General features: G+C 74.2%; 14 protein-coding genes. 5 read left to right on the top strand and 9 right to left on the bottom strand.

Annotation, left to right across the window (positions count from 1 at the left end; translation table 11 throughout):
* Nucleotides 1-254: 254 nt before the first annotated feature.
* From AGRA3207_RS26210 to glf, 7 genes are all read right to left on the bottom strand, one after another.
* Complete coding sequence (locus AGRA3207_RS26210; protein ID WP_231329668.1) at nt 255-2,282, bottom strand: coiled-coil domain-containing protein; 2,028 nt, start codon at nt 2,280-2,282, stop codon at nt 255-257.
* A 255-nt stretch (nt 2,283-2,537) separates the two neighbouring features.
* Nucleotides 2,538-4,403, bottom strand: a complete 1,866-nt coding sequence (locus tag AGRA3207_RS26205; RefSeq protein ID WP_231329667.1) for a class I SAM-dependent methyltransferase — start codon at nt 4,401-4,403, stop codon at nt 2,538-2,540.
* Nucleotides 4,393-7,068 (bottom strand): HAD family hydrolase, encoded by a 2,676-nt coding sequence (locus tag AGRA3207_RS26200; RefSeq protein ID WP_231329666.1) that lies wholly within the window; start codon nt 7,066-7,068, stop codon nt 4,393-4,395. Before AGRA3207_RS26200 ends, AGRA3207_RS26205 begins: the two co-directional genes overlap by 11 nt.
* 138 nt (nt 7,069-7,206) lie before the next feature.
* A complete protein-coding gene (locus tag AGRA3207_RS26195; RefSeq protein ID WP_231329665.1) occupies nt 7,207-7,980 on the bottom strand; it encodes an ABC transporter ATP-binding protein in 774 nt (257 codons plus the stop codon).
* A gap of 2 nt (nt 7,981-7,982) precedes the next feature.
* Nucleotides 7,983-8,852, bottom strand: coding sequence for an ABC transporter permease (locus AGRA3207_RS26190; RefSeq protein ID WP_231329664.1), 870 nt, complete (start codon nt 8,850-8,852; stop codon nt 7,983-7,985).
* Nucleotides 8,849-11,011 (bottom strand): glycosyltransferase, encoded by a 2,163-nt coding sequence (locus tag AGRA3207_RS26185; RefSeq protein WP_231329663.1) that lies wholly within the window; start codon nt 11,009-11,011, stop codon nt 8,849-8,851. Before AGRA3207_RS26185 ends, AGRA3207_RS26190 begins: the two co-directional genes overlap by 4 nt.
* Nucleotides 11,008-12,192, bottom strand: coding sequence for a UDP-galactopyranose mutase (gene glf, locus AGRA3207_RS26180; RefSeq protein WP_231329662.1), 1,185 nt, complete (start codon nt 12,190-12,192; stop codon nt 11,008-11,010). The genes AGRA3207_RS26185 and glf overlap by 4 nt, the downstream gene beginning before the upstream one ends.
* Before the next feature lie 135 nt (nt 12,193-12,327).
* Here glf and AGRA3207_RS26175 point away from each other — a divergent pair, with 135 nt between their 5' ends.
* The 3 genes from AGRA3207_RS26175 to AGRA3207_RS26165 are packed head-to-tail and all read left to right on the top strand — an operon-like array spanning nt 12,328 to nt 15,844.
* Entirely contained in the window at nt 12,328-13,632 is a 1,305-nt protein-coding gene (locus AGRA3207_RS26175) for a hypothetical protein (protein ID WP_231329661.1), read from the top strand.
* An 8-nt stretch (nt 13,633-13,640) separates the two neighbouring features.
* Nucleotides 13,641-14,837 (top strand): hypothetical protein, encoded by a 1,197-nt coding sequence (locus AGRA3207_RS26170; RefSeq protein ID WP_231329660.1) that lies wholly within the window; start codon nt 13,641-13,643, stop codon nt 14,835-14,837.
* On the top strand, nt 14,834-15,844 hold the full coding sequence (locus tag AGRA3207_RS26165; RefSeq protein WP_231329659.1) for a glycosyltransferase: 1,011 nt from the start codon (nt 14,834-14,836) through the stop codon (nt 15,842-15,844). Before AGRA3207_RS26170 ends, AGRA3207_RS26165 begins: the two co-directional genes overlap by 4 nt.
* Here AGRA3207_RS26165 and AGRA3207_RS26160 read toward each other — a convergent pair.
* Complete coding sequence (locus tag AGRA3207_RS26160) at nt 15,826-17,322, bottom strand: family 43 glycosylhydrolase (protein WP_231329658.1); 1,497 nt, start codon at nt 17,320-17,322, stop codon at nt 15,826-15,828. The two genes, AGRA3207_RS26165 and AGRA3207_RS26160, sit on opposite strands and share 19 nt — an antisense overlap.
* 123 nt (nt 17,323-17,445) lie before the next feature.
* On the opposite strand from AGRA3207_RS26160, the gene AGRA3207_RS26155 reads away from it, so the two are divergent.
* Nucleotides 17,446-18,963, top strand: coding sequence for a sulfatase family protein (locus AGRA3207_RS26155; RefSeq protein ID WP_231329657.1), 1,518 nt, complete (start codon nt 17,446-17,448; stop codon nt 18,961-18,963).
* A 130-nt stretch (nt 18,964-19,093) separates the two neighbouring features.
* Nucleotides 19,094-22,402, top strand: a complete 3,309-nt coding sequence (locus AGRA3207_RS26150; protein ID WP_231329656.1) for a hypothetical protein — start codon at nt 19,094-19,096, stop codon at nt 22,400-22,402.
* Here the strand turns inward: AGRA3207_RS26150 and AGRA3207_RS26145 are convergent.
* Nucleotides 22,399-23,346, bottom strand: a complete 948-nt coding sequence (locus tag AGRA3207_RS26145) for a glycosyltransferase (RefSeq protein WP_231329655.1) — start codon at nt 23,344-23,346, stop codon at nt 22,399-22,401. The genes AGRA3207_RS26150 and AGRA3207_RS26145 overlap by 4 nt on opposite strands.
* Between the last annotated feature and the right edge of the window lie 120 nt (nt 23,347-23,466).

Here is a 23,466-nt window from a genome sequence, read left to right as displayed (position 1 = left end):
CCCAGGGCCGGCGTGCCCGTCCGACGGCGCCCTCGGCGGGACGTCCGGCACACGGCCGCCGGAGGCCCTCATTCCCGGGGGAGGCGTCCCGGGAGGCATCCCCGGGGCCCGTCCGAACGGCATCCCTGGGGGCGGAGAACCTGGGGGCATCACCCCAGCATCCTTACGCGCCGGGCGGTGCCGCGCCACCGCTCCGGCAAGGCGGGTCCATCGGGATGTGACCCGCTACGGCCGGACGGTCACGGAGGCGCGCGCTAGGGAGGTCCGGCCTTGTGGCGGCCGTTGGGCTTCAGCGGCGGGACGATGCGCGGCCCGCGGGTGCCCGCGCCGCGGGGCAGGGCGTGCCGGGGACGCGGGGCCTCGGTGAACGGCGGCCGCGCGGGCGGCGGGGCGGAGTCCGGGCCTGGCGAGGGCGGGGCGTCCGGGTCCGGCGCGGGGGTCTCGTCCTGGAGCTGCTGTTCGCGGATGTACTCCTCGAACTCCATCGAGTGCGCGGTCGGCAGCGTGATGATCCCCGGGTTGGCGTCCACGAGGAGGATGCGGCGGCCGGTGGCGCCGGAGTGGGTGAAGACCATGGCGGTCGGCGGCAGCTCCTGGAGCTGCGGCGGCTCGACGAGCAGCTCGCGGAAGCGCTGCCGCTCGGCGTGCCGCGCGCTGACGGTGCGGCCCCAGGCCGTCGCGGAGCTGATGCCCTCGACCAGCGCGGTGTCGTCGGCGGCGGGGGCGGGCAGCGGCGACCAGGCGGGGTCGGTGAGGCCGTCGCCGCGCTGCCGCGCGTAGGCGACGGTGCTGGCGTAGGTCTCCCCCGCGACGTCGAAGAGGGTCTCGCCCGCGGAGTCGGTGATCTCGGCGACGAGCAGGCGCTGGTCGGCGCCGATGTGCTCGGCGGCGACGCGGGCGTCCTCGGGGTTGCCGAGGCGCATGAAGCCGACGGCGGCGTGGCCGCGCCGGCCGAGCCGCTCGCGGACGTGCTGCGGGATGGACCGGTACATCAGGACCAGGCCGGTCCTGGCGGCCTCGCAGGCGTCGATGAGCCGGTCCAGGACGTCGCCGCGCAGCTTCTCGGCGCCGCAGAGGAACAGGGTGTGGTCCCAGTGGCCGCCGGGCGGCGCCTCGCGGATGCGGTGGGTCAGCGCCGTGGTGACGTACGTGCCGAGGACCCGGTTGGTCAGGACGCCCGCGCGGCGGTCCATGGAGACGACGTGCAGCCGGGACGGCGGGAGCCGCACCTGCTCGGTGGCGAGCTTCTCCAGCTTGCGGAGCTGCGCCTCCAGCGCCCAGGCGCGGCGGACCACGATGCGGTCGGTGGCGTCGCGGCCGAACAGGGTGGTGATGCGCTCGTGCTGCTCGTCGGTGAGCAGGCCCTTGCGCAGGTCGTCGCGGGGGTCGCCGACCTGGGCGAGGACGCGCAGCGCCGCGGTGATGCGCGGGATCGTCGCGTCCGGGCCGAGCACCTCGATGAGCCGTTCCAGGATCGAATTGTCGAACGACAGGTCGCGGGTGCCGCCGTGCTCCTCGCCCGCGCTGACCACCAGGGACAGCACGTCCGCGAGGGCCTCGGTGTTCAGGCCGCGGGTGACGTCCAGGCGGGGCAGGTCGGCGGGCAGCACCCACACCAGGGGGTCGTCGCCGCGGTCGGCGGCGAGGCGGAGCAGGTCGTGCGCGACCGCGCCCTCGGACAGGTCGATGACGGTGAGCCGGGCGCCCACGGCGAGGCGCGCGGCGCCCATGGTGGTGACGGCGGCCGACCATCCGGCGAGCGTGCCGCCGACGACGTCGACGCGGTCGACGCCGGGCGGGACGGCGACGGGGTACCACTCGCGCTGGCTCTCGTAGGCGGCGTGGCGGCGCTCCCACTCGGCGCGGGCCTCGTCGTAGGCCCGCTCGGCCTCCGCGCGCTCGCGGTCGCGGGCGGCGCGGTCCCGCTCGGTGCGCTCGCGCTCGGCGGCCAGCCGCTCGCGGACGCCCCGCTCGTCGCGCCAGAGGGCGCCGCCGGTGATGCCGAGGATGACGGCGCAGGCCAGGAGCGCGACGCCGGCGAACGCCCACGGCAGGACGCCGGCCAGGCCGCAGACGAGGAACAGCACGACCCCGACGACCGTGCCGCCGGCGGCGATGCGCAGCGGGCGGGCCGCCATGTGCTCGCCCGGCCGCCGGGAGGGCGGCGGCGCCGCCGTCCGCTCGGCCTGCTCGGGCAGGCCGGGCGGCGGTCCCGGATCCGGGTGCACCTGCGCGTAGCGCCAGCCCACGTAGACGCGGTCGGCCTGTGTGAGCCTCGCCATCGCGGACCCGCTCGCCCTGTCCTTCACGTCGAGAGACCCCTGGGTGTTACGGGATGAGGGGGAACGCCTGGGGGTTGGTTGCCTGGGTTGGTTTCTTACCAGACACAGAGTAAAGAGATTGATGGGTTTCCGCGTCCGGTTCGCCTAACAGGGACGATGATGACCAAGACGCCCCGTGAATCCGGTCACCACGTCAACCTGCGGGAAAGATCGGGCACGGGCGTCCGGAGGCGTGGCCGGATCCGGCCATCTCGTTCAGCGTGCCGGGGCCGCTTTCACCGGCAGGAACGCCTCGATCTTCATCGTCGGGTGGGGATATCCCCACTCCACGCTGTCGAACGGGATGTACATACCCTCCGGTGTGTCGGCGAGGAAGTAGTTGCCGTCCCACTGGTTGGGCCGCGTCACCGGCGTGCCCGCGGGGTAGCGGGCGCCGAGAGGCTCGTACTTCACGTCCACGCCGAACATCGCGTGCACGGCGGCGTCCACGAAGTTGCAGTGCTCGATGTTGCCGCGCAGGTGGGTGTCCTGGAGCGCGACGCCGTGCACCCGGTCCCGGGCGAAGTACAGCGAGCTGAGGTCCTTGACGACCTGGGGGAAGTCGTGGGCGCCATCGTGGTGGACCAGCGCGCGGGTGCCCTCCTCGGCCAGCAGGACCGTACGGACGTACGTCGGCAGGTCCCCGAAGAACATCCGCACGCGCGGCATCGCGCCCGGGAAGATGCGCCGGACCCGCTCGCGGGCGAACTGGAGGTAGGCGGGGTTGGCGTCGACGAGGTCGAGCTCCAGGCCCATCGGCTCGACGCAGCCGGCGAGCACGGCGGACGAGCCGCCCATGAAGACGCCGACGTCGACGACGCGGGTCAGCTCCCGGTGCTCGCGCTCGACGCAGCAGAAGACGTCGAAGTAGTGCTGGGCGCTGCACTGGTCCTCATAGGCGAGGCCCACGCCCTCGGTCCGGGCGGCGATGCGGTCGAACACCGCGTTCCGCCCGGCGAAGGCTCCCAGGTCGGCGTGGTGCCCGCCGAGGATCTGGATGCCGAGGACGTCGTGCGGGTTCTCGACGCCGGGCAGGCCGGGGTCGGGTTCGAGGAAGGTGCCCCACCTCTCGTCGTGCATGGCGACGCTCTCGATGAAGCCGGTCACTGCGGGACTCCTTGCCGGTTCGTCGCGTGTGCCGTCGGCGCGGTCCGCGCGGAGGCGCTCGATCTCCTCCTGCTGCGCCCTGACGGTCTCGGCCAGCCGGTTCGCGTCCTCGGCGCGGGCGAGCGCCTCGTACTGGAGTTGCAGGACGCGGGTGTACAGCGCGATCCGGTTGTTCTCCAGGGTCGCGAGCAGGCCGGACGAGGTGTGGGGACGCAGCGCCTCGAACATCCCGACGGTGCCGGGCACGTCCGTCCGGGCCAGGACGCCGAACCCGAAGACGGCCGGGACGATCTCGAACCGCCAGCCGCCGCCGTCCGCCTCCGCGAGGGCGTCCTCGATCGCGGTGAGGACACCGTTGCGCTCGCCGCCCGCGTGCCGTGCGGCGGTGAACGCGCCGCCGCCGACGAACCCGGCGGGGGTGAGGTCGTCGTGCCAGACGGTGGGGCCGTCCTCGGGCGCGTCGGGGTGGGTGTCCCCGGGCGGCAGGGGGGACGGCTGGTAGTAGAAGTCGCGGCGCCCGCAGGGCCACAGCACGTCGTGCAGGACGACCACGGCGTCCGGCGCGTTCTCCATGATCCAGGCGAGTTCCGCGCGGACGACCGCGTAGTTGTGGTCGCCGTCGAGGACGTACAGGTCGGCGGCCGGGAGGTCGCCGAGCACGTCCGGGGAGCGGCCCTCGACGAGGTTCAGCCGGGGGTCGGCGGCGAGGACGGCGCGCAGGTCCTCGTCCGGGTCAGGCTCGACGCAGTGCACGGTGGCACCGAGGTCGGCGTACAGCGAGCTGACCTGCCCGGACTCGACGCCGACCTCGACGACCACGCGGATCTCGCGGGACCGGGCGATCGTCTCGAACAGTTCCCGGAACGCCGACATCGAGTGCACCAGCAGCGGCAGCCCGCGCGCCGCCCGCGCCTGCGCGTGCGGATCCTCGCGCGTCCCGGTCATGCGGGTGCGGTCCTGACGTTCACGAGCCATCGCCGAGCTTCCTCCTGGCCACTCGTCCGGCGCCGGCGGCGACGCCCTTGACGCCCGCGGTCCGGTACTCCTGGCGGAGCCGTTCGGTGAGGCGCGCCGCGCGTGCGGACCGCTCGGCGCGCCTGTCGACCGGCATCCGCGGCGCCATCCCGGTCATCGTCTGCGGCAGCATCGCGAACGCGACGGTGACCTGCGCGGACGAGACGACCGGCACCCCGGCGCGGCGGGCGAGCGGCAGCCACACCGCCGCGTAGGGGGTGTCGAACTCCATCAGGTTGCCGCCGAGGTAGCGGCAGTCGGCGTAGTGCAGGCCGACGAAGTCCTCGGGCTTGTCCCAGCGCAGCGGCTCGGTGCGGCGGCGGCCCCCGGCGATGACCTCGGCCTCGATCCAGTCGACGCGGACGATCGCGGGGCGCCCGGGGATCGCGATGGAGATGTCGATCGTGTCGTGGTGCTCGAACCGGAAGCGGGCGAACGACAGGCCGTTGTGGTTGATGCGGACGCGGCGCCGGAGGGGCTCGTGCCACCGGTCGTCCGACGTCCGGTACCGCAGCCTGCTGTCATAGGGCTCGCCGGCCGGGTCGAACGCCTCGGCGTCGATGGCGCCCGCGGTGATCGCCCGCGCCATGGCGCCGAGCCCGGTGTCGGACGCGGCGATCAGCCCCGGCCAGAACGAGTCGCGCATGTGCAGGTCGCCGAGGTCGCCCGGCGACAGGTACGGGACGGCGGGCTTGAGGTCCCCCGGCAGCAGCGTGGTGACCATCGCGGAGCCGTAGTTGTCCTCGTGCACCCAGTTGCCGAAGACGGCGGCCTCGTCGGGGGTCGGCGACTCCAGCGCCGCGACGAGGATCCTGGCCAGCCGGTCCCGCGCGGGACCGGGCGCGGCGAGGCTCGGCCAGGGGCCCTCCGGGGCCCCTTCCGCGGCGGTCACGTACCGGTTCCAGAGGCGCTGGAAGGCGAGGACGCCGTCCTGGACGGTCCGGCGCTCGGCGTTCTGCGACGGGGTGTCGGCGGTGTCGCCGAGGATCGGCGCGGCCTCCTCGGTGAAGCCGATCAGGGATCCGCACAGCGCGTTGACGCACTGCTCGACGATCTCGGGGCTGCGGGTGACGGTCGCGGCGACGTGCGCGGGATGCCCGGCCTGCGCGAGGTAGCCCTCGGCGCGGAGCCCGGCCAGGTACACCCGCTCGGCGCGGCGGTCGGTGGCGAGGTAGAGCCCGGCGGGGGCGATGTCGATCCGGGCGATGTCCAGGGCGCGGGCGAGCTGCAGCTGGATCGTCCCGCCCCAGCCGAGGTCGACGAGAGTCAGGCCGGGCCCGTCGAGCGCGCCGGCGTCGCGCAGCGCCTTGATCAGCCGTTCGCGGGCGGCGGTGACGGTGACGGCGAGCCGGTTGCACAGGTGCGGCGTCTCGGTCAGCGCGCTGCTGACGCGGTCGGCGATGTCGCCGTTGTCGATGACGGTGTCCAGCTCGGCGGCGAGGCCGGGCACGTCGCCGGGCTGGAGCTCCAGGACCTCCAGCGCCTGCCGGACGGTCAGCCGGTAGCCGGTGCGGAGGAACGCGTGGACGGCGTCGGTGTCGTGCGCGTCCAGCCCGGCGAGGGACGTCACGAACCGCGACAGCCAGACCGGCCGGGCCTCGACGTCGAGCCCGCGCGCCCGCGCCGCCTCGTTGATCAGCCGGGACAGCAGCTCGCCTTCGCGCATCGTGCACCACAGGACGCGCGTGCCGGACTCGTGCGCGCGCTGGGCCGCCCATTCGGCGAACCCGGTCAGGACCGGTCCAAGCACCCCGGCGCCGTACCGCCACGCCACGTCCAGCGCCGTGGTCGAGTACGGCACACCGGAGTGGACGGCCTTGGCTCGCAGGCTGGTGAGGCCGAAGTCGCCGTGCCGCTCGTGCAGGTCAGGGGCGTGGTCGCCGGAGTAGGTGAGGGGCTCGCGCTCGCGGCGCAGGACGTCCCGGTACTCGTCGTCGAGCCTGCGGTAGTGGACGGTGCGGACGCCCAGTTCCGCCGGTACCTCGTCGTCGGCGACCGGGTGGTCGCCGACGTGCACGATCTGCTCGGGGCTCAGCCCCAGGTCGCGCAGCACGATCTCCCAGAGGCCGGACGCCTTGGCGGTGCCGTGCCGGAGGGAGCGGAAGACGCGGGCGTCCTGGAGGGCGCCCAGCTCGGGGCGGTCGAGGAGGTGGGAGAGCTGGTCCTCGGTGAAGTAGGTGTCGGATACCAGGACGATGGTGACGTCCTGCTTGCGGGCGGCCTGCACGACCTCGGCGATGTCGAGGTCCACGACGGTCAGCTCGCGTTCCAGCGCCACCTCCTCGCCGACGAGCTGCTCCAGCGGCGCGGACCCGAAGATCCCGCCGGGCATGGCCCGCCAGATGTCGGACAGCGAGACCTCGGTGCCGAGGGTGTCGCGGCCGCCGCGGGCGGCGTCCTCGGCGGCGATGCGCAGCCGCCGGAACGTGGCGTCGGTGACCCAGGCCGGGCACAGCCCCGCGGCGCGCAGCCGGGCTCCGAGCAGGCCGAACGCGTCCGGGGGGCGCGGGACGCGGCGCCAGAGAACGGTGTCGAAGACGTCCAGGGAAAGGACGGCGCACGCCCGGTCGGCGATGATGCGATGGACCTTGTCGAGCAGCGGGCTCCCGCTCTCCTGCGTGGTCAACGCCGCACCCCTTTTCCGGAATCGGACCTGCGCCCGCGGTCCGCCCGCCGCGGTTCGGGACACCTTATCCAAGCCCATATCGGAATCCGCGCGCTTTGTTCCGCGTGCTTTGTTCCGCGGGCACTTCCCGCCGGGAATTCACAAGGGCGTCCCGGCGTCGGGGAGTGCGGCCGCGGCGCGGCGGGCCTGCCGGTCCTCCCGGACGAGCCGCCCTGCCTCGGCCGTGGGCCCGTCAAAGGCGACCCGGCCCTGGCGCATGGTCACGCCCCGGTCGCAGAGCCCGACGAGCATCTGGATGTCGTGCGCGACGATGACCATGGTGCGGCCCTCGCCGCGCAGCTCCCGGATGCGCTCCAGGCACTTCTCGCGGAACGGCGGGTCGCCGACGGCCAGCACCTCGTCGATGAGGAACACGTCCGGCTCGGTGTGCGCGGCGATCGAGAACGCCAGCCGCATGAACATGCCCGAGGAGTAGAACTTCACCTGGTCGTCCAGGAACCGGCCGACGCCGGAGAACTCCACGATCGCGTCGAACTTGCGCGTGATCTCGGCCTGGGACATGCCGAGGATCGCACCGTTGAGGTGCACGTTCTCCCGACCGGTCAGCTCGGGGTGCAGCCCGGCGCCCACGTCGATCAGCCCGGCGACGCGGCCCCGGACGAGGACCCGGCCCTCGTCCGGCCGCATGACCCCGGAGATGAGCTTGAGCAGCGTGCTCTTGCCCGATCCGTTCAGCCCCATCAGCGCCACGGTCTCGCCCTGGCCGATCGTCAGGCTCACCCCGTCCAGCGCCCGGAACCGGTCGGACAGGCTCTGCCCCCGCAGCGCGCGGACGCTCATCTCCTTGATCGACCGCGCGTGCCGGAGCGTGAAGTGCTTGGTGACGGAGTCGATGACGATCGAGGGGGTCACGGCTACAGCTCCTGCGCGAATCGCTGCTGCATGCGGCCGAACGCCGCGTGCCCGGCCAGGAACACCAGCACGCTGACGCCCAGCGAGAGGCCCGCGCGCGCGTACAGGTCCGGTGGGAAGGCGAAGGAGCCGTCCGTCCCGGGGTACCAGAACGCCCGCTGGAACAGGGAGACGGCGCTGACCAGCGGGTTGGCGAGGTACAGGTCGAGGACCCAGCCCGGCGCGTGCGTCCGGACGTGCGTCCACGGGTAGATCATCGGCACCGACCAGGTGATGACGATGACCGAGATGTCGACGACCTGCTCCAGATCGCGGAAGAAGACGTTGACGGCCGCGCACAGCAGCCCGAGGCCGAGCCCGAGCACCACGATGATCGCGAACCCGAGCGCGGCGGCGGCGAGGGCGCCCGGCGAGGGCCGCCATCCGGCGGCGACCGCGCCGCCCAGCAAGATCATCATTCCGGGCAGGAAATGCACCAGCGACACCAGCGCCGACGCCGTCGGGAACAGCTCGCGCGGAAGGAACACCTTGCGGACGAGTGATCCGTTCCCCGTCACCGAGCGGGTCGTGGAATGGAGCGTCTCGGTGAACAGGTTGATCAGGACCATGCCGGAGAAAAGGTAGACCGGGAAGTCCTCGACCTGCCTGTCCAGGCCCAGGAAGACGCCGACCACGTAGAAATAGACCGAGAACGTCACGGCCGGTCGTACGTAGGACCAGCCGAGGCCCAGCAGCGATCCCTTGTAGCGCGCCCTCAGCTCCCGGCGCACGAGCAGGCGCAGCAGGTACTTGTTCCGGAGCGTCTGCCGCAGCCCGCCGTCCTCCCCCGGCGGGCGCAGCCGGTCGTCCGGACGGATCGGCGTCGTCGTCATCCCCCGTCAGGCTCCCCGGCCCCGGCACCGGCCGCCCCGGCACCGGCGCCCGCGCTTTCGGCTCCCTCGCCCACGGCTCCACCACCGGGCGCGGACGTGGGCACGGACGTGGCCTCGCTCGCGGCGGCGTCGAACGTCGCGCGCCACGCCTCCGGGGAGGTGAGCTCGTCCATGGCGTCCCGGTAGCGGCGGCTCAGCTCGGGCCACTCCCGGCTGAGCCGCGCGTGCAGCAGCGACGTCCGCCTGAGCAGGCTCCTGAACCGCTCGGGATCGCGCTGGTACCAGGCGACCTTCGTGCCGTCGGCCGAGGAGACCAGCGCGCTGTCCACCTGGGAGAGCAGTCCCCAGTGCCGGTCGATGTGCGGCACCACGACCTGCGGGTTGTCGCGCCCGGCCGGGTCCACCGGCCGGAGCTGGCGCAGGGTGCCGAGCATCGCGCCGGCCAGTACGTTCACCGTGCCGCGCGGCGGCTTGAAGCCCCGTCCCCGCTTGGGGGGCCTGGTCCGCCGCACCTGCGGGAACTCCTCGTGGCTCGCGCGGTTCCGCGCGTCCGGGAATTCCGCCCGCAACGCCATGATCTCCGGCAGCTTCCGGGCGATCCCGGCGTGCATGTGGCCCGGCCCGCCGAGGACGTCCTCGATCGCCGACAGCATCAGCTCGGCGGTGGAGTACTGCATGGACAGGGCGTGCTTCACCGAGACGATGAAGCTCTCCTTGACGAGGTTGCCGCCGCGCTCGTACGGCGAGTGCGCCAGCGCCGTGACGAGCCGGTTCCGCTCGTGGAAGTACGCCTGCCAGTCGATGCCGTCGTCCTTGTCCTGCCACGGCACATGCCAGGCGGCCATGCCGGGCAGCGACACGGTCGGGAACCCGGCCGCACCCGCGCGCACGCAGTACTCGGCGTCGTCCCATTTGATGAACATGGGCATCGACAGCCCGACCTTGCGCATCACGTCGACCGGGATGAGGCACATCCACCAGCCGTTGTAGTCGACGTCCACGCGGCGGTGCAGCCACTTCGTCTCGCGCAGGCCGCCCCGGCTCTTGCGCAGGCGGGGACTCGGGTTGGTGTCGGGCGGGAGGGCGAAGTCGTGCTCGCGCCTGGTGTGCGGCGCCTCCTCCCACCACCACCGGTACCGCCCGATGGTCTCGCCGTAGGCGTGCAGCTGCGACCGGGCGAACAGGTTGAACATGTGCCCGCCGACGATCGTGGGCGTCCGGGCGTGGTCGGCGAACGCGACCGCGCGCAGCACGCCCTCGGTCTCGGTGACCACGTCGTCGTCCAGCAGCAGGACGTAGTCGCTGGTCCCGGCCCTGAGCGTCTCGTCCATCGCGCGGGAGAAGCCGCCGGACCCGCCGAGGTTCGGCTGCTCGATGAGCCGGAGCCTGCGGCCGAGCCCGCGTGCGGCGCGCTCGTAGCCCGCGTCGTCGCGGACGCGCCGGGTGCCCTGGTCGATGACGAAGACGTCGTCCACGACGTCCAGCACCTCGGGCGCGCCGCCCAGGGCGAGGAGCTGGTCGACGCAGAAGCCCGGCCGGTCGAACGTCGTGATGCCGAGGCTGACCCGCCCCTGGCGGACCGGGCCCGTCCGGGCCGGGTCGACGCACCAGTCCGCGCGCTCCAGGACGGCGTCCTGCTCGCCCGCGAGGACGTCCATCCAGTACCAGCCGCCGTCGATGAACGGGCCCAGCGTCAGCCGGAACGTCTCCTCGCGCGGGACGTCGGAGTCGATCCGCACGGACGCCACGCGCTGCACGTGCCCCTTCGCGCTGGACCGGTAGACGATCACGCTGGCCTGGCCGCGCATCCGGACCCGCAGGACGACCTCGTCCACATTCGTCCAGCGCCGCCAGTAGCTCGCCGGGAACGCGTTGAAGTACGTCGCGAACGAGGCCCGCCCGCCGACCGGGACGACGACGCTGCGCCGTCCGACGACGTCGGCGGCGGCGATGCCGTCCTCGGCGGCGGCCTCGGCGGCGAGGGCCTCGGCGCCGCGGCCGATCTCCCCCTCGACGTACAGCGCGAGGACGTCGAGGTCGCGGTCGACGGGCATCACCACGCGCTGGACGACGCGCAACCCGGCGGGCCCCAGGCTGGTGCGGGGGATGTGGGTGGTCGTGTCCTCACCGGGGGCGAGTCCCGCCTGCGGCTCGCTCACTCGTCCATACCTCCGCTTTGTCCGGGTGTGCTGGTAAGACGCGAGCCCCCGGTGAAATGGGGGCGCAGCCTGTTGTCGACCATGCTGAGCGCGCCCGCGATGGCCATGTGCATGTCGAGGTACTTGTAGGTGCCGAGCCGCCCGCCGAACAGGACGCCGTCCTCCCGCCGGGCCAGCTCGCGGTAGGCCAGCAGACGCGCGCGGTCGGCGGCGGTGTTGACCGGGTAGTACGGCTCGTCGCCGCGGGCGGCGGCCCGCGAGTACTCCCGCATGATGACCGTCCGGTCCGGCGGATAGTGCTTGCGCTCGGGGTGGAAGTGCCGGAACTCGTGGATCCGCGTGTACGGGACGTCCTCGTCGGCGTAGTTCATCACGGCGGTGCCCTGGAAGTCGCCGGTCGGCCTGACCTCGGTCTCGAAGTCCAGCGTCCGCCAGCCGAGCTCGCCCTCGGCGTAGCCGAAGTAGCGGTCCAGCGGCCCGGTGTAGACGACGGGCACGTTGCCGGCCGTGTCGCCGCGCAGGTCGAGGAAGTCGGTGCCGAGCCGCACCTCGATGCGCGGGTGGTCGGCCATCCGCTCCAGCCAGGCGGTGTAGCCGTCGGCGGGCAGGCCCTCGAAGTCGTCGTCGAAGTACCGGTTGTCGAAGGTGTACCGGACGGGCAGCCGCGTGATGATCTCGGCGGGCAGGTCGCGGGGGTCGGTCCGCCACTGCTTCGCGGTGTACCCGCGGATGAACGCCTCGTAGAGGGGACGGCCGATCAGCGAGATCGCCTTCTCCTCCAGGTTGGACGGATCGGACACCTCCGCGGCCTGCGCGGCGACCAGCGCGCGGGCCTCGTCCGGGGTGAAGGCGCGGCCGAAGTACTCGCAGATGGTGCCGAGGTTGATCGGCATCGAGTAGACGCGGCCCTTGAACGTGGTGTGGACGCGGTGCCGGTAGCCGGTGAAGGAGGTGAACCGGTTCGCGTAGTCCCAGACCCGCCGGTTGGACGTGTGGAACAGGTGCGCGCCGTAGCGGTGCACCTCGATGCCCGTCTCCGGGTCGGCCTCGCTGTAGGCGTTCCCGCCGATGTGCCCGCGCCGGTCGAGCACGAGGACGCGCAGGCCGAGGTCGGCCGCGCACCGTTCGGCCACCGTGAGCCCGAAGAACCCGGACCCGGCGACCACGAGATCAACGTTCACAGGAGGGCGTCCATCCCAGGCGAGGGGGGAGCGGAGGACCCGGCCGAACGGACGTCACCAGCCGGTCTATTGGTAGGGAATGGGGCTAAGATACCCGGCGTTTGTTCGGTACCGGCGCAAGAACCAAGGATCGCGGTGGTCTCCCCCCATTCCGGCAGGACGGCACAGAACGCGCGTCCCGCGGTCTATCTGCACGTCGGGGCGGCCAAGAGCGGCACGACCTATCTCCAGCAGGTGCTGTGGCACAACCGGGACCGGCTGCGCGGGCACGGCGTCCTCTACCCCGGCGCGGACCAGGCCGACCACGTCAGGGCCGCCTTCGACCTGCGGGGGACGTTCTTCCGCGGCGCGTCGGACCCGTCGGTCCCGGGCTCGTGGCGGGACATCGTGGAGCGCGTCCGGGAGTGGCCAGGCGACGCGATCATCTCGCAGGAGCTGTTCGCCCCCGCGACGGCCGCCCAGGTCGCGCGGGCCATGGACGACCTCTCCTTCGCCGACGTCCATGTGGTGTTCACCGCGCGCGACCTCGCCCGGCAGATCCCGGCGCACTGGCAGGAGGACGTCAAGAACCGGTTCAGCACCCCGTTCGCCGAGTTCGTGGCGGTGCTGCGGCGCACGGACTGGCGCAGCTTCGACTCCGCGCGGCTGTTCTGGGGGCTCCAGGATCCGGTCGCCGTGCTCGGGCGGTGGGGCGCGGCGCTGCCGCCGGAGCGCGTCCACGTCGTCACGCTGCCCCGTCCGGGCGCGCCGCGTGACCTGCTCTGGCGGCGTTTCTGCGCGGCCGTCGGGCTCGTCCCGGACGAGTACGACCTGTCCCGCTCGTTCGCGAACCCATCGCTCGGGCTCGCCGAGACCGGGTTCCTGCTCCGGCTCAACACCGCGCTGGACGAGGGGGTCGGCTGGCAGGTCTACAACGAGTCGGTCAAGCACCACCTCGCGCAGGAGGTGCTGGCCGCGCGCCCGGCGCCGGTCCGGATCGGGCTGCCGCCGGACGGCCTGCGCTGGGCGACCGAGCGGGCCGTCGAGACCGCCGAGGGCCTGCGCGCCGCCGGTTACCACGTGGTCGGCGACCTCTACGAGCTGGTCCCCGCGGCCGGGGCGGCGGACGTCCCGGCCGCCGAGGCGTCCCCTGCTGAGCTGGCCGACGTCGGCACCGACGCCGTCGCGGCGCTGCTGCTGCGCGTCCTGGACGCCGAGCGGCGCGCCGCGTCCACGCCCGGGTCGCAGATGGCGCCGGGCGACCGGCTGGGCCTGCTGCGGGACGACTCGGCGGAGCTGCTGGAGCTGACCGGGCGGCTCGTCCGCGACGCGACGCCGCTGGTCCACCGGGCGGTGCACAGCGCGACCGAGCGGTACCCGGCCGTCCGGCGGGTCCAGGGGGCATACCGTCGTCTTCACGACAAGGCAGGCCGATCGGACGCCGGGACGAGCAAGGGGTGAACGTCCGGATGGACACGCGGGGCACCACGAAGACCGTCTTCCTGCACGTCGGCGCGCCCACCGCCGGAGCCGCGTTCCTCCAGCGGGTGCTGTGGGACAACCGGCGGCGGCTCGGCGACACCGGCGTCTGCTACCCGCTCGCCGGGCCGCAGGAGCACTTCGCGGCGGTCATGGACCTGCGCGAGATGAGCTGGGGAGGCCACCGCGACCCGGCGTGGGACGGCGCCTGGGACCGCGTCGCCCGGCGCGCCCGCGAATGGGACGGCGACACCGTCGTGTTCTCCCACGGCCTGCTCGGCGGCGCGACGGAACGCCAGGTCGAGCGGGCGGTGGCGGCGCTGGAACCGGCCGAGGTGCACGTGGTGCTCGCCACCCGCGACCTGGGCTGGCAGCTGATCCTCGACTGGCAGGAGCAGATCCGGCACGCCCACGCGATCACCTTCGAGCGCTTCGTCGACGACCTCGTGACGCTCGGGCCGGGCGCGCCCGAGCCGTACGGGGAGATGTTCTGGGGGCTGCACGACCCGGTCCGGGTGCTGCGGACGTGGGAGTCGGCCGTCCCGAAGGAGCGCGTGCACGTCCTCACGCTCCCGCCGCCCGGCGGGTCCCCGGCGACCCTCTGGGAGCGCTTCCGCGCGGTGACCGGGATCGGCGCGGGGACGTGCGACATCGGGGGGATCGAGGACGAGGAGCCGCTGTCGGCGATCGAGGCGGAGCTGCTCCGCCGCCTGAACGTCAAGATCGCGCCGGTGCTGGGCGGCGACTACGAGCGGATGGTCCGCGACCATCTCGTCGGGCACGGGCTGGCGGAGGCCGCGGACGAGACGGGCCGCCCCCCGATGGGCCTGCCCGCGCGGCACGTGGAGTGGGCGGCCGAGCGGACCCGGGAGATCGCCGCGTCGCTGCGCGCCTCCGGCTACCGCGTTTCCGGCGACCTCGGCGAGCTGACGACGTCGCGGCACCCGGCGGAGACGATGCTCCCCGGAGACGTCCCGGACGAGCTGGTCGCGGCCGCGTCCGTGGGCGTTGCCGCGCACCTGCTGAAGGGGCTGACCAGGGCGAACGAGCGGATCGGGCTGGCGCACCTACACGGCGAGATGGCCGAGGTCCGGCAGAACCTGGAGAAGCTGCTGGAGGCCGCCGCGGCGCCGGCCCCCGCGCTCCAGCGGGCGGCCCGCCGTGCCACCGGGCGGCGCGGCCCGTGACGTCCGCCGCACGGGACGCGGACGGTCCGCAGAACACGGCGCGGGACCCGGCGCGGGACCCGGTCGTCGCCGCGGTGGTGGTCACCTTCGACCGGCGCGACCTGCTGGACGAGGCGCTCACCGCGATCGGCGCCCAGACGCGCGCACCCGACCGGATCGTCGTGGTCGACAACGCGTCACAGGACGGGACCGCCGCGATGGTCCGCGACCGCTTCCCCGGTGCCGATCTCGTGGAGCTGCCCCGGAACGTGGGTGGGGCGGGCGGGTTCGGCGCCGGGATGGCCCGCGCGCTGGACGCGGACCTGCTCTGGCTGCTGGACGACGACACCGTGCCCGAGCCGCAGGCGCTCCGGGCACTGCTGGACGCGCGGGAGCGCGCCACCGCCGCCGACGGCCCCCCGGCCCTGGTGGCCAGCCGGGTCGTGTGGACCGACGGCCGCGACCACCCGATGAACACGCCGCGCGCGAAGCCCCGCGTCCGCGCCGCCGAGCTGGAGGTCGCGCGGGCGGCGGGCTGCGTGCCCGTCCGCTCCGCGTCGTTCGTGTCGGTGCTGGTGGACGCGGCGGCGGTGCGCGAGCGCGGGCTGCCGGTCGCCGACTACTTCCTGTGGAACGACGACTTCGAGTTCACCACCCGGCTGCTGCGCGGGCGGCGCGGCGTCCTGTGCCCCGGCAGCGTCGTGGTCCACAAGACGAAGGTGTTCGGCGGGGCGGACGCCGATCCCGGCGACCGCTTCTTCTACGAGGTCCGCAACAAGATCTGGCTCTTCACCGGCAGCCCCGGGCTGGCGCCGCCCGAACGCGTCCTGTACGCGGGGTCCACGCTCCGGCGCTGGTCGCGCACGTTCGCCTCGTCCTCGGACAGGGCCGTCCTGCGCCGCGCGCTGCTGCGCGGGGTCGGCAAGGGGCTGTTCACACGTCCGAGGCCGACCGCCGAACTCCTGCGCGAGGTCGGCGTGGACGCGCCGCCGCCGAGCGGGCGGGGCCGCTACAGGAGCTCCAGGTAGTCGAGCTGCCCCTGGCCGTTCACGCGGCGCAGGCCGAGGGTGTTCCACCCGGCGGCCAGCTCGACCTCCGCCGAGGTCGACGTCCAGTCCGCGTCCTTGGTGACGCGCAGCCGCAGCCGCGTCGCGGCCGTCCCGTTCACCGAGAGCTCCAGGTCGGACTCCTGTCCCGACCGGTTGGCGTACTGCGCGCGGACGGAGTAGCGCCCTGCCGCGGGCGCGAACACCGGCACCTCAAGTCGGCAGCCGTCGCGGTCGAACGGCCCGGCGGCCTTGCCGCCCGAGGCGTTGGGCCGCGCGAGGACGGACACGCAGCCGTTCAGCCGCCCGTCCTCCGCCTCGTGGCGGACGGCCGTGCCCCGGATCACGGGCCGGGCCCCGTCCCAGCCGAGCGGCGTGACGTACATCCCCCGGTTCACGTTCGCGCCGCCGAGGTGCTTGAGGATGCCGTGGAAGACCAGGTGGTCGCCGGTGTCGTCGCTGAGGACGTCCGCGCTGCCCGGCCCCTCGACCTTCCCGCCGTATCCGCCGGTGGACTGGAGCGGCCGGCCGGCCTTCTCGTACGGGCCCTCGATCGACGGCGCGACCGCGTACCGGGTCTGGTAGTCCGGCCGGAAGTACCAGCCGGCCGAGTACAGCAGGACGTACTCGCCGCCGCGCTTCACCAGGTCGGGCGCCTCCACCAGCGCGGGCTCCGAGCCGCGCGCGAGGATCCGCTTCGGCTCGCCGTACAGGCCCAGCCCGTCCGGGGTGAGCCGGACGAGGTAGATGGCCGCCGTCTTCCTCGCGTCGCTCTTGTAGAGCAGGTACCGCGTCCCGTCCGGCTCGATGTAGGACGCGGGGTCGATGGCGCCGCCGAGGTCCATCGGGCAGACCAGCGGCTCGCCGTCCAAGGGGACGAAGGGCCCGGCGGGCGAGGTGGCGGTGGCGGCCCCGATGCACTGGGCGTCGCCGTCCTTGCGGCGGGCGGAGAAGTACAGCACGTACGTCTTGGACGGGCCCTGGGGCGGCACGACCTCCGGCGCCCACGTCCGGCCCGTGGTGGCCCAGGCGGGGAGCCGGGCGAGGCCGTCGCCGGGTGCGCGCGTCCACGGCCCGGTGGGCGACGGCGCGGTCGCGACGGGCATCGCCGCATCCGCGTTGTTCGTCCCGTACGCGAAGTAGGTGCCCGCCGCCTTGATGACGGCGGGGTCGGCGAAGTACTGGTCGAGGACGGGCTCGACCGGCGAGTATCCCGGCGGGGACACGGGCCCGGAGGTACCGGCCGGGCTCGGCTGCGGTGCGGGCGAGCCGGGAGCGGAGGCGCGCGCGGAGACCCGTGCCGAGGGACGCGGCGGCGGCTTGGCGGCGGACCCGCCCGAACCGGGGACGCAGGCGTCCGCCAGCGCGACGATCAGCGCGATCACGGCACTGAGCGCGGCGCCGGCGGCCAGTGGCGTCAGCGGCCCGCGCGATCGCGGATCCCCGGCCCACCTGTTCATCACCCCGCATGATGCCAACAACCCCCGGGGACGGCGAACCACACCTGGTGCGCGTCACCGCCGCCGGATCGTTACGCTGCTGACGGTCCCTGATCATGCGCCACGGCGAAGGAGAGACGGACGTTGACCCGACACAGGCGACTCCGGCTCCGTCCGGCGGGCGCGCCGGTCCTGATCCTGCTGACCCTGGTGCTGGCGCTGGCGGCGGGCTGCTCCGGCGGTGGGGACGCCCGGCCCGGAGCGGCGAAGGCCGCCCCGGCGAAGAGGCCGAACATCGTCTTCGTCCTCACCGACGACCTCTCCTGGAACCTGGTGGCGCACATGCCGCAGGTGCGGGACATGCAGGCGCGCGGGCTCACGTTCGACGGCTTCTTCGTGGCCGACTCGCTGTGCTGCACGTCCCGGTCCACCATCCTCACCGGGCGCTACCCGCACAACACGGGCGTGCGGACGAACTTCCCGCCGGACGGCGGCTACCAGGTGTTCAAGGCCCACGGCGGCGAGCAGGCGTCCTTCGGGGAAGGATTGCGGAAGGCGGGCTACCGGACGGCGTTCCTCGGCAAGTACCTGAACGGCTACCAGCCCGGCGACGCGCAGGGCGGCCCCTCGCCGTACGTCCCGCCGGGATGGGACGAGTGGTACGTCACGGGCAACGGCTACCCCGAGTACGACTACAACATGAACGAGAACGGCCGCCTGGTCAGGTACGGGCACGCGCCGCAGGACTACCTGACCGACGTCCTGTCGGGGAAGGCCGACGACTTCGTCAGGCGCGCGGGCGCCACCGGCCGCCCGTTCTTCATGGAGGTCGCGACGTTCGCGCCGCACGGCCCGTTCGTGCCCGCGCCCCGGCACGCCGCCGCGCTCCCCGGCGTCCGGGCGCCCCGCCCGCCCGCGTTCAACGAGCCCGACGTCGGCGACAAGCCGTCCTGGCTGCGCTCCCACCCCCGGCTGCGCAAGCCGGGGCTGAAGGCGATCGACAACGGCTTCCGCGACCGGGCGCGGATGGTCCAGGCGGTGGACGAGATGATCGCCCGGCTGCGGCGAACGCTCGCGGAGAGGGGCCTGGACCGCGACACCTACCTGGTCTTCGGCTCCGACAACGGCTTCCACATGGGCGAGCACCGGCTCGCGGGCGGCAAGATGACCGCCTTCGACACCGACATCCGCGTCCCGTACGTGGTCGTCGGCCCCGGCGTCGCGGCCGGGCGCCGCACCGGCGCGCTCGTCCAGAACACCGACCTGGCCCCGACGTTCCTCGACCTCGCGGGCGCGGCCGTCCCGCCCGCCACCGACGGCCGCTCGCTCGTGCCGTTCCTGCGCGGCGCCGACCCGGCGGACTGGCGGAACGTCGCGCTGGTCGAGCACGTCAAGCCGCGCCCGACGCCCGAGGACCCCGACCGGCAGGACTCCGCGCCCGGCGCGCCGCCGACCTACAACGCGCTGCGCCTGCGCGACGCCCTCTACGTGGAGTACCAGAACGGCGAGCGCGAGTACTACGACCTCGTCCGCGATCCGCACCAGCTCACCAACCAGGGCGGGCGGCTGCCGCCCGACAGGCAGCGGCAGCTCTCGGCCCTGCTGTACGCGCTGACCCACTGCTCCGGCGCCGGTTGCGCGTCCGCCGGGCGCACCCGCTAGGTCCCTGACCGGCGGCCCGGCAGGTCAGCGCGGGCCGAGCGGAGGCACCCCCGCAGATCGCTATCATCGCTGGCGACACTCTGGTCCATGGACGTCATGGATTGACCCGACCCGACTGGGGGAGACGGGCGTGACCTCACCCAAGACTCCGGACACTCCGGACGACGAGACCGGCCGCGACGGTACCCCGGCCGAGCCCTCGGACGGGTTCGCGCCTCCCCCGCCTCCCCAGTGGCTGGACGAGGGCCCGGCGACGGGCGCCGACCTCCTGCCCGAACCGCCCGCGCTTCCGGCGCCCGCGCCCGAGGCGAAGCCCGAGCCCAAGACTGTCGTCGACCTCGCGCCGGGGACCGTGGCCGAGGCCGCTTCTAAGGCCGGTTCGAAGACCGCCCCGAAGCCGGTGCCCAAGACGGAAGCCGAGGCCACCTCCGAGGACGACACCGCGGGCGCCCACGACAAGACGCTTAGCGACGCCGCCGACGGTGCCGCCATGCAGACCCAGGTGTTCCAGCAGAAGCCCGAGCCGGAGCCGGAGCCGGAGGCGTCCGCGCCGCCTGCCCCGGTGTCCGCGCCGCCTGAGACGTCGACCGACCTTCCCGTCCTGCCGCCGTTCCCCCACGCGCAGGACACCCCGGAACCCGAGCCCGAGGCGGAGGCGGAGGCGGAGGCGTCCGCGCCGCCTGCCCCGGTGTCCGCGCCGCCTGAGACGTCGACCGACCTTCCCGTCCTGCCGCCGTTCCCCTACGCGCAGGACATCCCGGACGCGACGCAGGTGGACACGCCGGCGATCCCTCCCGCACGGCCGGCGCCACCACCGGCGCCGCCTCAGGCGCAGCCGCCCGCCGCCGCGTCCGCTCCCCCGCCGTTCCCCTACGCGCAGGAGGTCCCCGGCGCCCCCGCGCCTCCCGCCCCGGAGCCGTTCCCGTACGCGCAGGAGATCCCCGGGACGCCCAAGCCTTCGGCGCCCGAGCCGTTCCCGTGGGCGCAGGAGATCCCCGACTCCCCGCGGCGGTCGCCGTCCGCGGCGGAGCCGTTCCCCTACGCGCAGGAGATACCGGACAATCCGCGGGAGGCGGCGCAGGCCGTGCCCCTGGCGCCGCCGCCCGCGATCGACGAGCCGTGGCGCTCCCCGGCGGGCAAGACCAAGCGCAAGCGCAGCAAGAAGCCGCTGCTCATCGGGGTCGCCGGGCTGGCCGTGGCGGCGCTGCTCGCCGCCGGGGGCTTCTACGCGGTGACGAGCCTCGGCGGTGACGACGACAGCGGGGGCGGCGGAGGCGCCAGGCTGGCCGGTGCCGCGTTCCCGGTCGACGGCGCGGCCCGCACCGACGGCCGCGACCAGGAGCTGACCGGTGTCGCCGCGGTCGGGTCCACCGTGGTCGCGGTCGGCGGCGAAAGCGACGCGCAGGGCTCCCGCGGCGTGTTCCTGGTGTCGGGCGACGGGGGCCGCACGTTCAAGGCCGCGGGCCAGCGGGGCCCGGACGGCGGCGCGGCGCGTCCCGGCGACGTGCCGCAGGCGGTCGGCGGATCGTCCGGCGGCTGGGTGGCGATCGGCACCCGGACGGGCGGCGGCGTCGTCTGGACGAGCGAGGACGGGCGGGACTGGCGCCGCGAGCCCGACGCGGTCGGGAACGTGTTCGGCGCGGGCAACCGCGTCCGGCGGATCGTCGCCACCGGCGGCGGGTTCCTCGCCATCGGCGACACCTCCGCGAAGGGGGACTTCAGCGACGCCACGCCCGCGGTGTGGCTCTCGGCCGACGGCCGCCGCTGGGAGCCGCGCGCGGGCGGGCAGATCGGCCTTCAGGTCAGGGGCAGGTTCTCGCTGGTGGAGGCCGCGGCGAGCGGTGACGTGATCCTCCTCGAAGGGCTGATCACGCCCGCTCCGAAGAAGCCGTCCTACCGGCGGGTCTGGCGCTCCGACGACGGCGGGCGCACCTGGTCGGCCTCGGACGTGCCGGTCCCCAGGGGCAGCCGCGGCCTGATCGTCGGCGGTGGCGAGGGCGGGTTCCTCGCGCTGCGCGAGATCAGGGCGGGCGGCCGGTCCTACGGGCAGGCGTTCACCTCCCGGGACGGCGCCGCGTGGCGGCGGTCCGGGCGGCTCGTGACGGGCGGGTACCAGCGCACGAGCCAGATCGTCGGGGACGGCCGGGGCTTCGCGGCCGTCGTCGTCCGCGGCCGGGACGTGCTGCTGTCGCGCACCTCCGACGGCGCGGCGTGGAAGGACGCGGGCGCCGCCGAGGTCAAGCCGGAGCGCGAGTTCCGGGACGCGGCCCTCGCCGGCGCGCAGACGATCGTCGTGGGCCGCGAGCCCGGCGGCGGTGACATGGATCCGATGCTCGGCGTGTTCGACGCGGGCGGGACCGCCGTCCCGGTCGACCTGACGAAGGTGCCGGGGGCCGTCCGCCCGGACCACACCGTCCAGGCCGTGGGGGCGACCGGCGACCTCGCCGTGGCCGTGGGCAGCGCGTCCGGCGACGCCGCGGCGTGGACGTCCAAGGACGGCGGCACGTGGAAGCCCGCCCAGGGCCTCGGCGCGGCGTTCACCCGCCCCGGGCCACAGCAGCTCCTCGACGTCACCGGCGGCAAGGCGGGATGGCTCGCGGTCGGCTACGACCAGGCGGTCCCGCGCCGCGCGCTCGTCGTCACCTCGGCGGACGGCGCGACCTGGCAGGCCGCCGACTCCGCCGCGCCGTTCCGGGCGACGCGCGACGGGCTGCCCGTGACGGCCGCCGCCGCGTCCGGCCCCGGCGGATACGTGATCGTCGGCACCGCGGGGTACTCGGCGGTGACCTGGTCGTCCGCGGACCTGGAGACCTGGGAGCGCGGCAGGAGCGGCGGCGCGAACGCGCTGGAGGGCCGCAAGGACGCCAGCCGGTGGATGCTGGACGTCACGTCCGGCGCGGCCGGTTACACCGCCGTGGGCGGCACCCGCGACGCCAAGGGGAACCGCCCCTCGGTGTGGACGTCGGCGAACGGCGGGCAGTGGACGCTGCGGACGCTCCCGCTTCCCGGCGGCGTGACCGAGGGGCACCTGACCCACGTCGCCGCGCGCGGGACCACGCTGGTCGCCGCCGGCATCGGCGCGACGCCGCGGGGGCTGGTGTGGCTGGGCTACGTGTCGTCCGACGCGGGGCGGGCGTGGCGTCCGCTGCCCGCCCCGGGCGGCACCGCGGAGGTCACGGTGACGTCGCTGACGGCGACCCCGAAGGGCTTCGCCGCGACCGGGACGACGGTCCGGCAGGGCGCCGCGGACGTGGTGTCGTGGACGTCCGCGGACGGCACGTCCTGGAGCGGCACGGCACCCGGCGGCACCGGCCTCGGCGGGGACGGCGACCAGCAGATCACCGGCCTGGCGGCGTTCAAGAACAGCCTGCTCGGCGTGGGCCGCAGCACCGACGTCACCGGCGACCAGCCCGTCCTGTGGACCCGCCCCGTCCCCTAGAGCGGGGGGTGGGGCGGGGACGGCTCCGCCGGGCGGGCGTGCCGGGGGACGTAGGGGCCCTTGACGGGCGGCGGCGCGAAGGTGAGCGCGGCGCGGTCGCGCGAGCGGTTGCGGCGCGCACCGTACGGCGCCACGAGCATGCGGTAGACCGGGCGCCGGATCGCGGTCGGGACGAGGCGGTAGCCGCCGCGGACGACGACGTTGCGCCAGTACTGCGGGCGCGTGATGAAGCCCTCGCCGCGCATCGCGCGCTGCAGCCGCAGCTCGGAGCGCAGCAGGTCGCGGCCTCCGCGGCGCGCGTACGCGCCGTCCCCGACCCGGTAGTAGACGAGCGGCTCGGCGATGTTCACCACCCGCGCGCCCTGCGCGATCATCCGCGCGAACAGCCAGTAGTCCTCCATCAGCGGCAGGTCGCCGTAGCCGCCGACGGCGATCACCGCGCTGCGCCGGTAGACGACCGTGGGGTGGTTGAAGGGGTCGTGCAGCCGCGAGTAGCGGGCGATGTCGGCGGGGTCGCTCGGCGGGATGCGGCGGCCGACGACGTCGGCGGTGTCCTCGCCGAACTCCAGCAGGCCCGCGCCCACGAGGTCGGCGCCCGCCCGCACCAGCGGCACCTGTTCCTGGAAGCGGTGCGGCATGGCGATGTCGTCGGCGTCCATGCGGGCGACGATGTCGTGCCGGGCGGCGTGGAGGCCCGCGTCGAGCGCGGGACCGAGGCCGCGGTTGTGCTCCAGCGGGACGAACGTGACCTCGACGGGGCTGTCGGCGACCAGGCTCCGCAGGCAGGCGCCCAGGCCGGGCGGTACGGGGCCGTCCTGGACCAGCACCACCTGGTCGGGGCGGAGGGTCTGGCGGTGGACGGCGCTGCGGAAGGCGTCCCGGACGTACTCCTCCCGATCACCGCCGTACACGGTCATCAGCAAGGTGAAGGGTTCGGGCTGCATGTCCATTCGAGAGCAGGGTCCGTTCCGGGGGTCGGGGCGCACGGATCACCCGGCAGAGCCCGAGGCGGGGGGCGGCTCCTGAGGGCAGGGGTCGGGGTCTGATCGAGTATGCAGTCGTAG

Source organism: Actinomadura graeca, from assembly GCF_019175365.1.
Lineage (GTDB): Bacteria > Actinomycetota > Actinomycetes > Streptosporangiales > Streptosporangiaceae > Spirillospora > Spirillospora graeca.
Note: the sequence above shows the minus strand (reverse complement) of the source record. Positions and strands in the feature narration are given on the sequence as shown.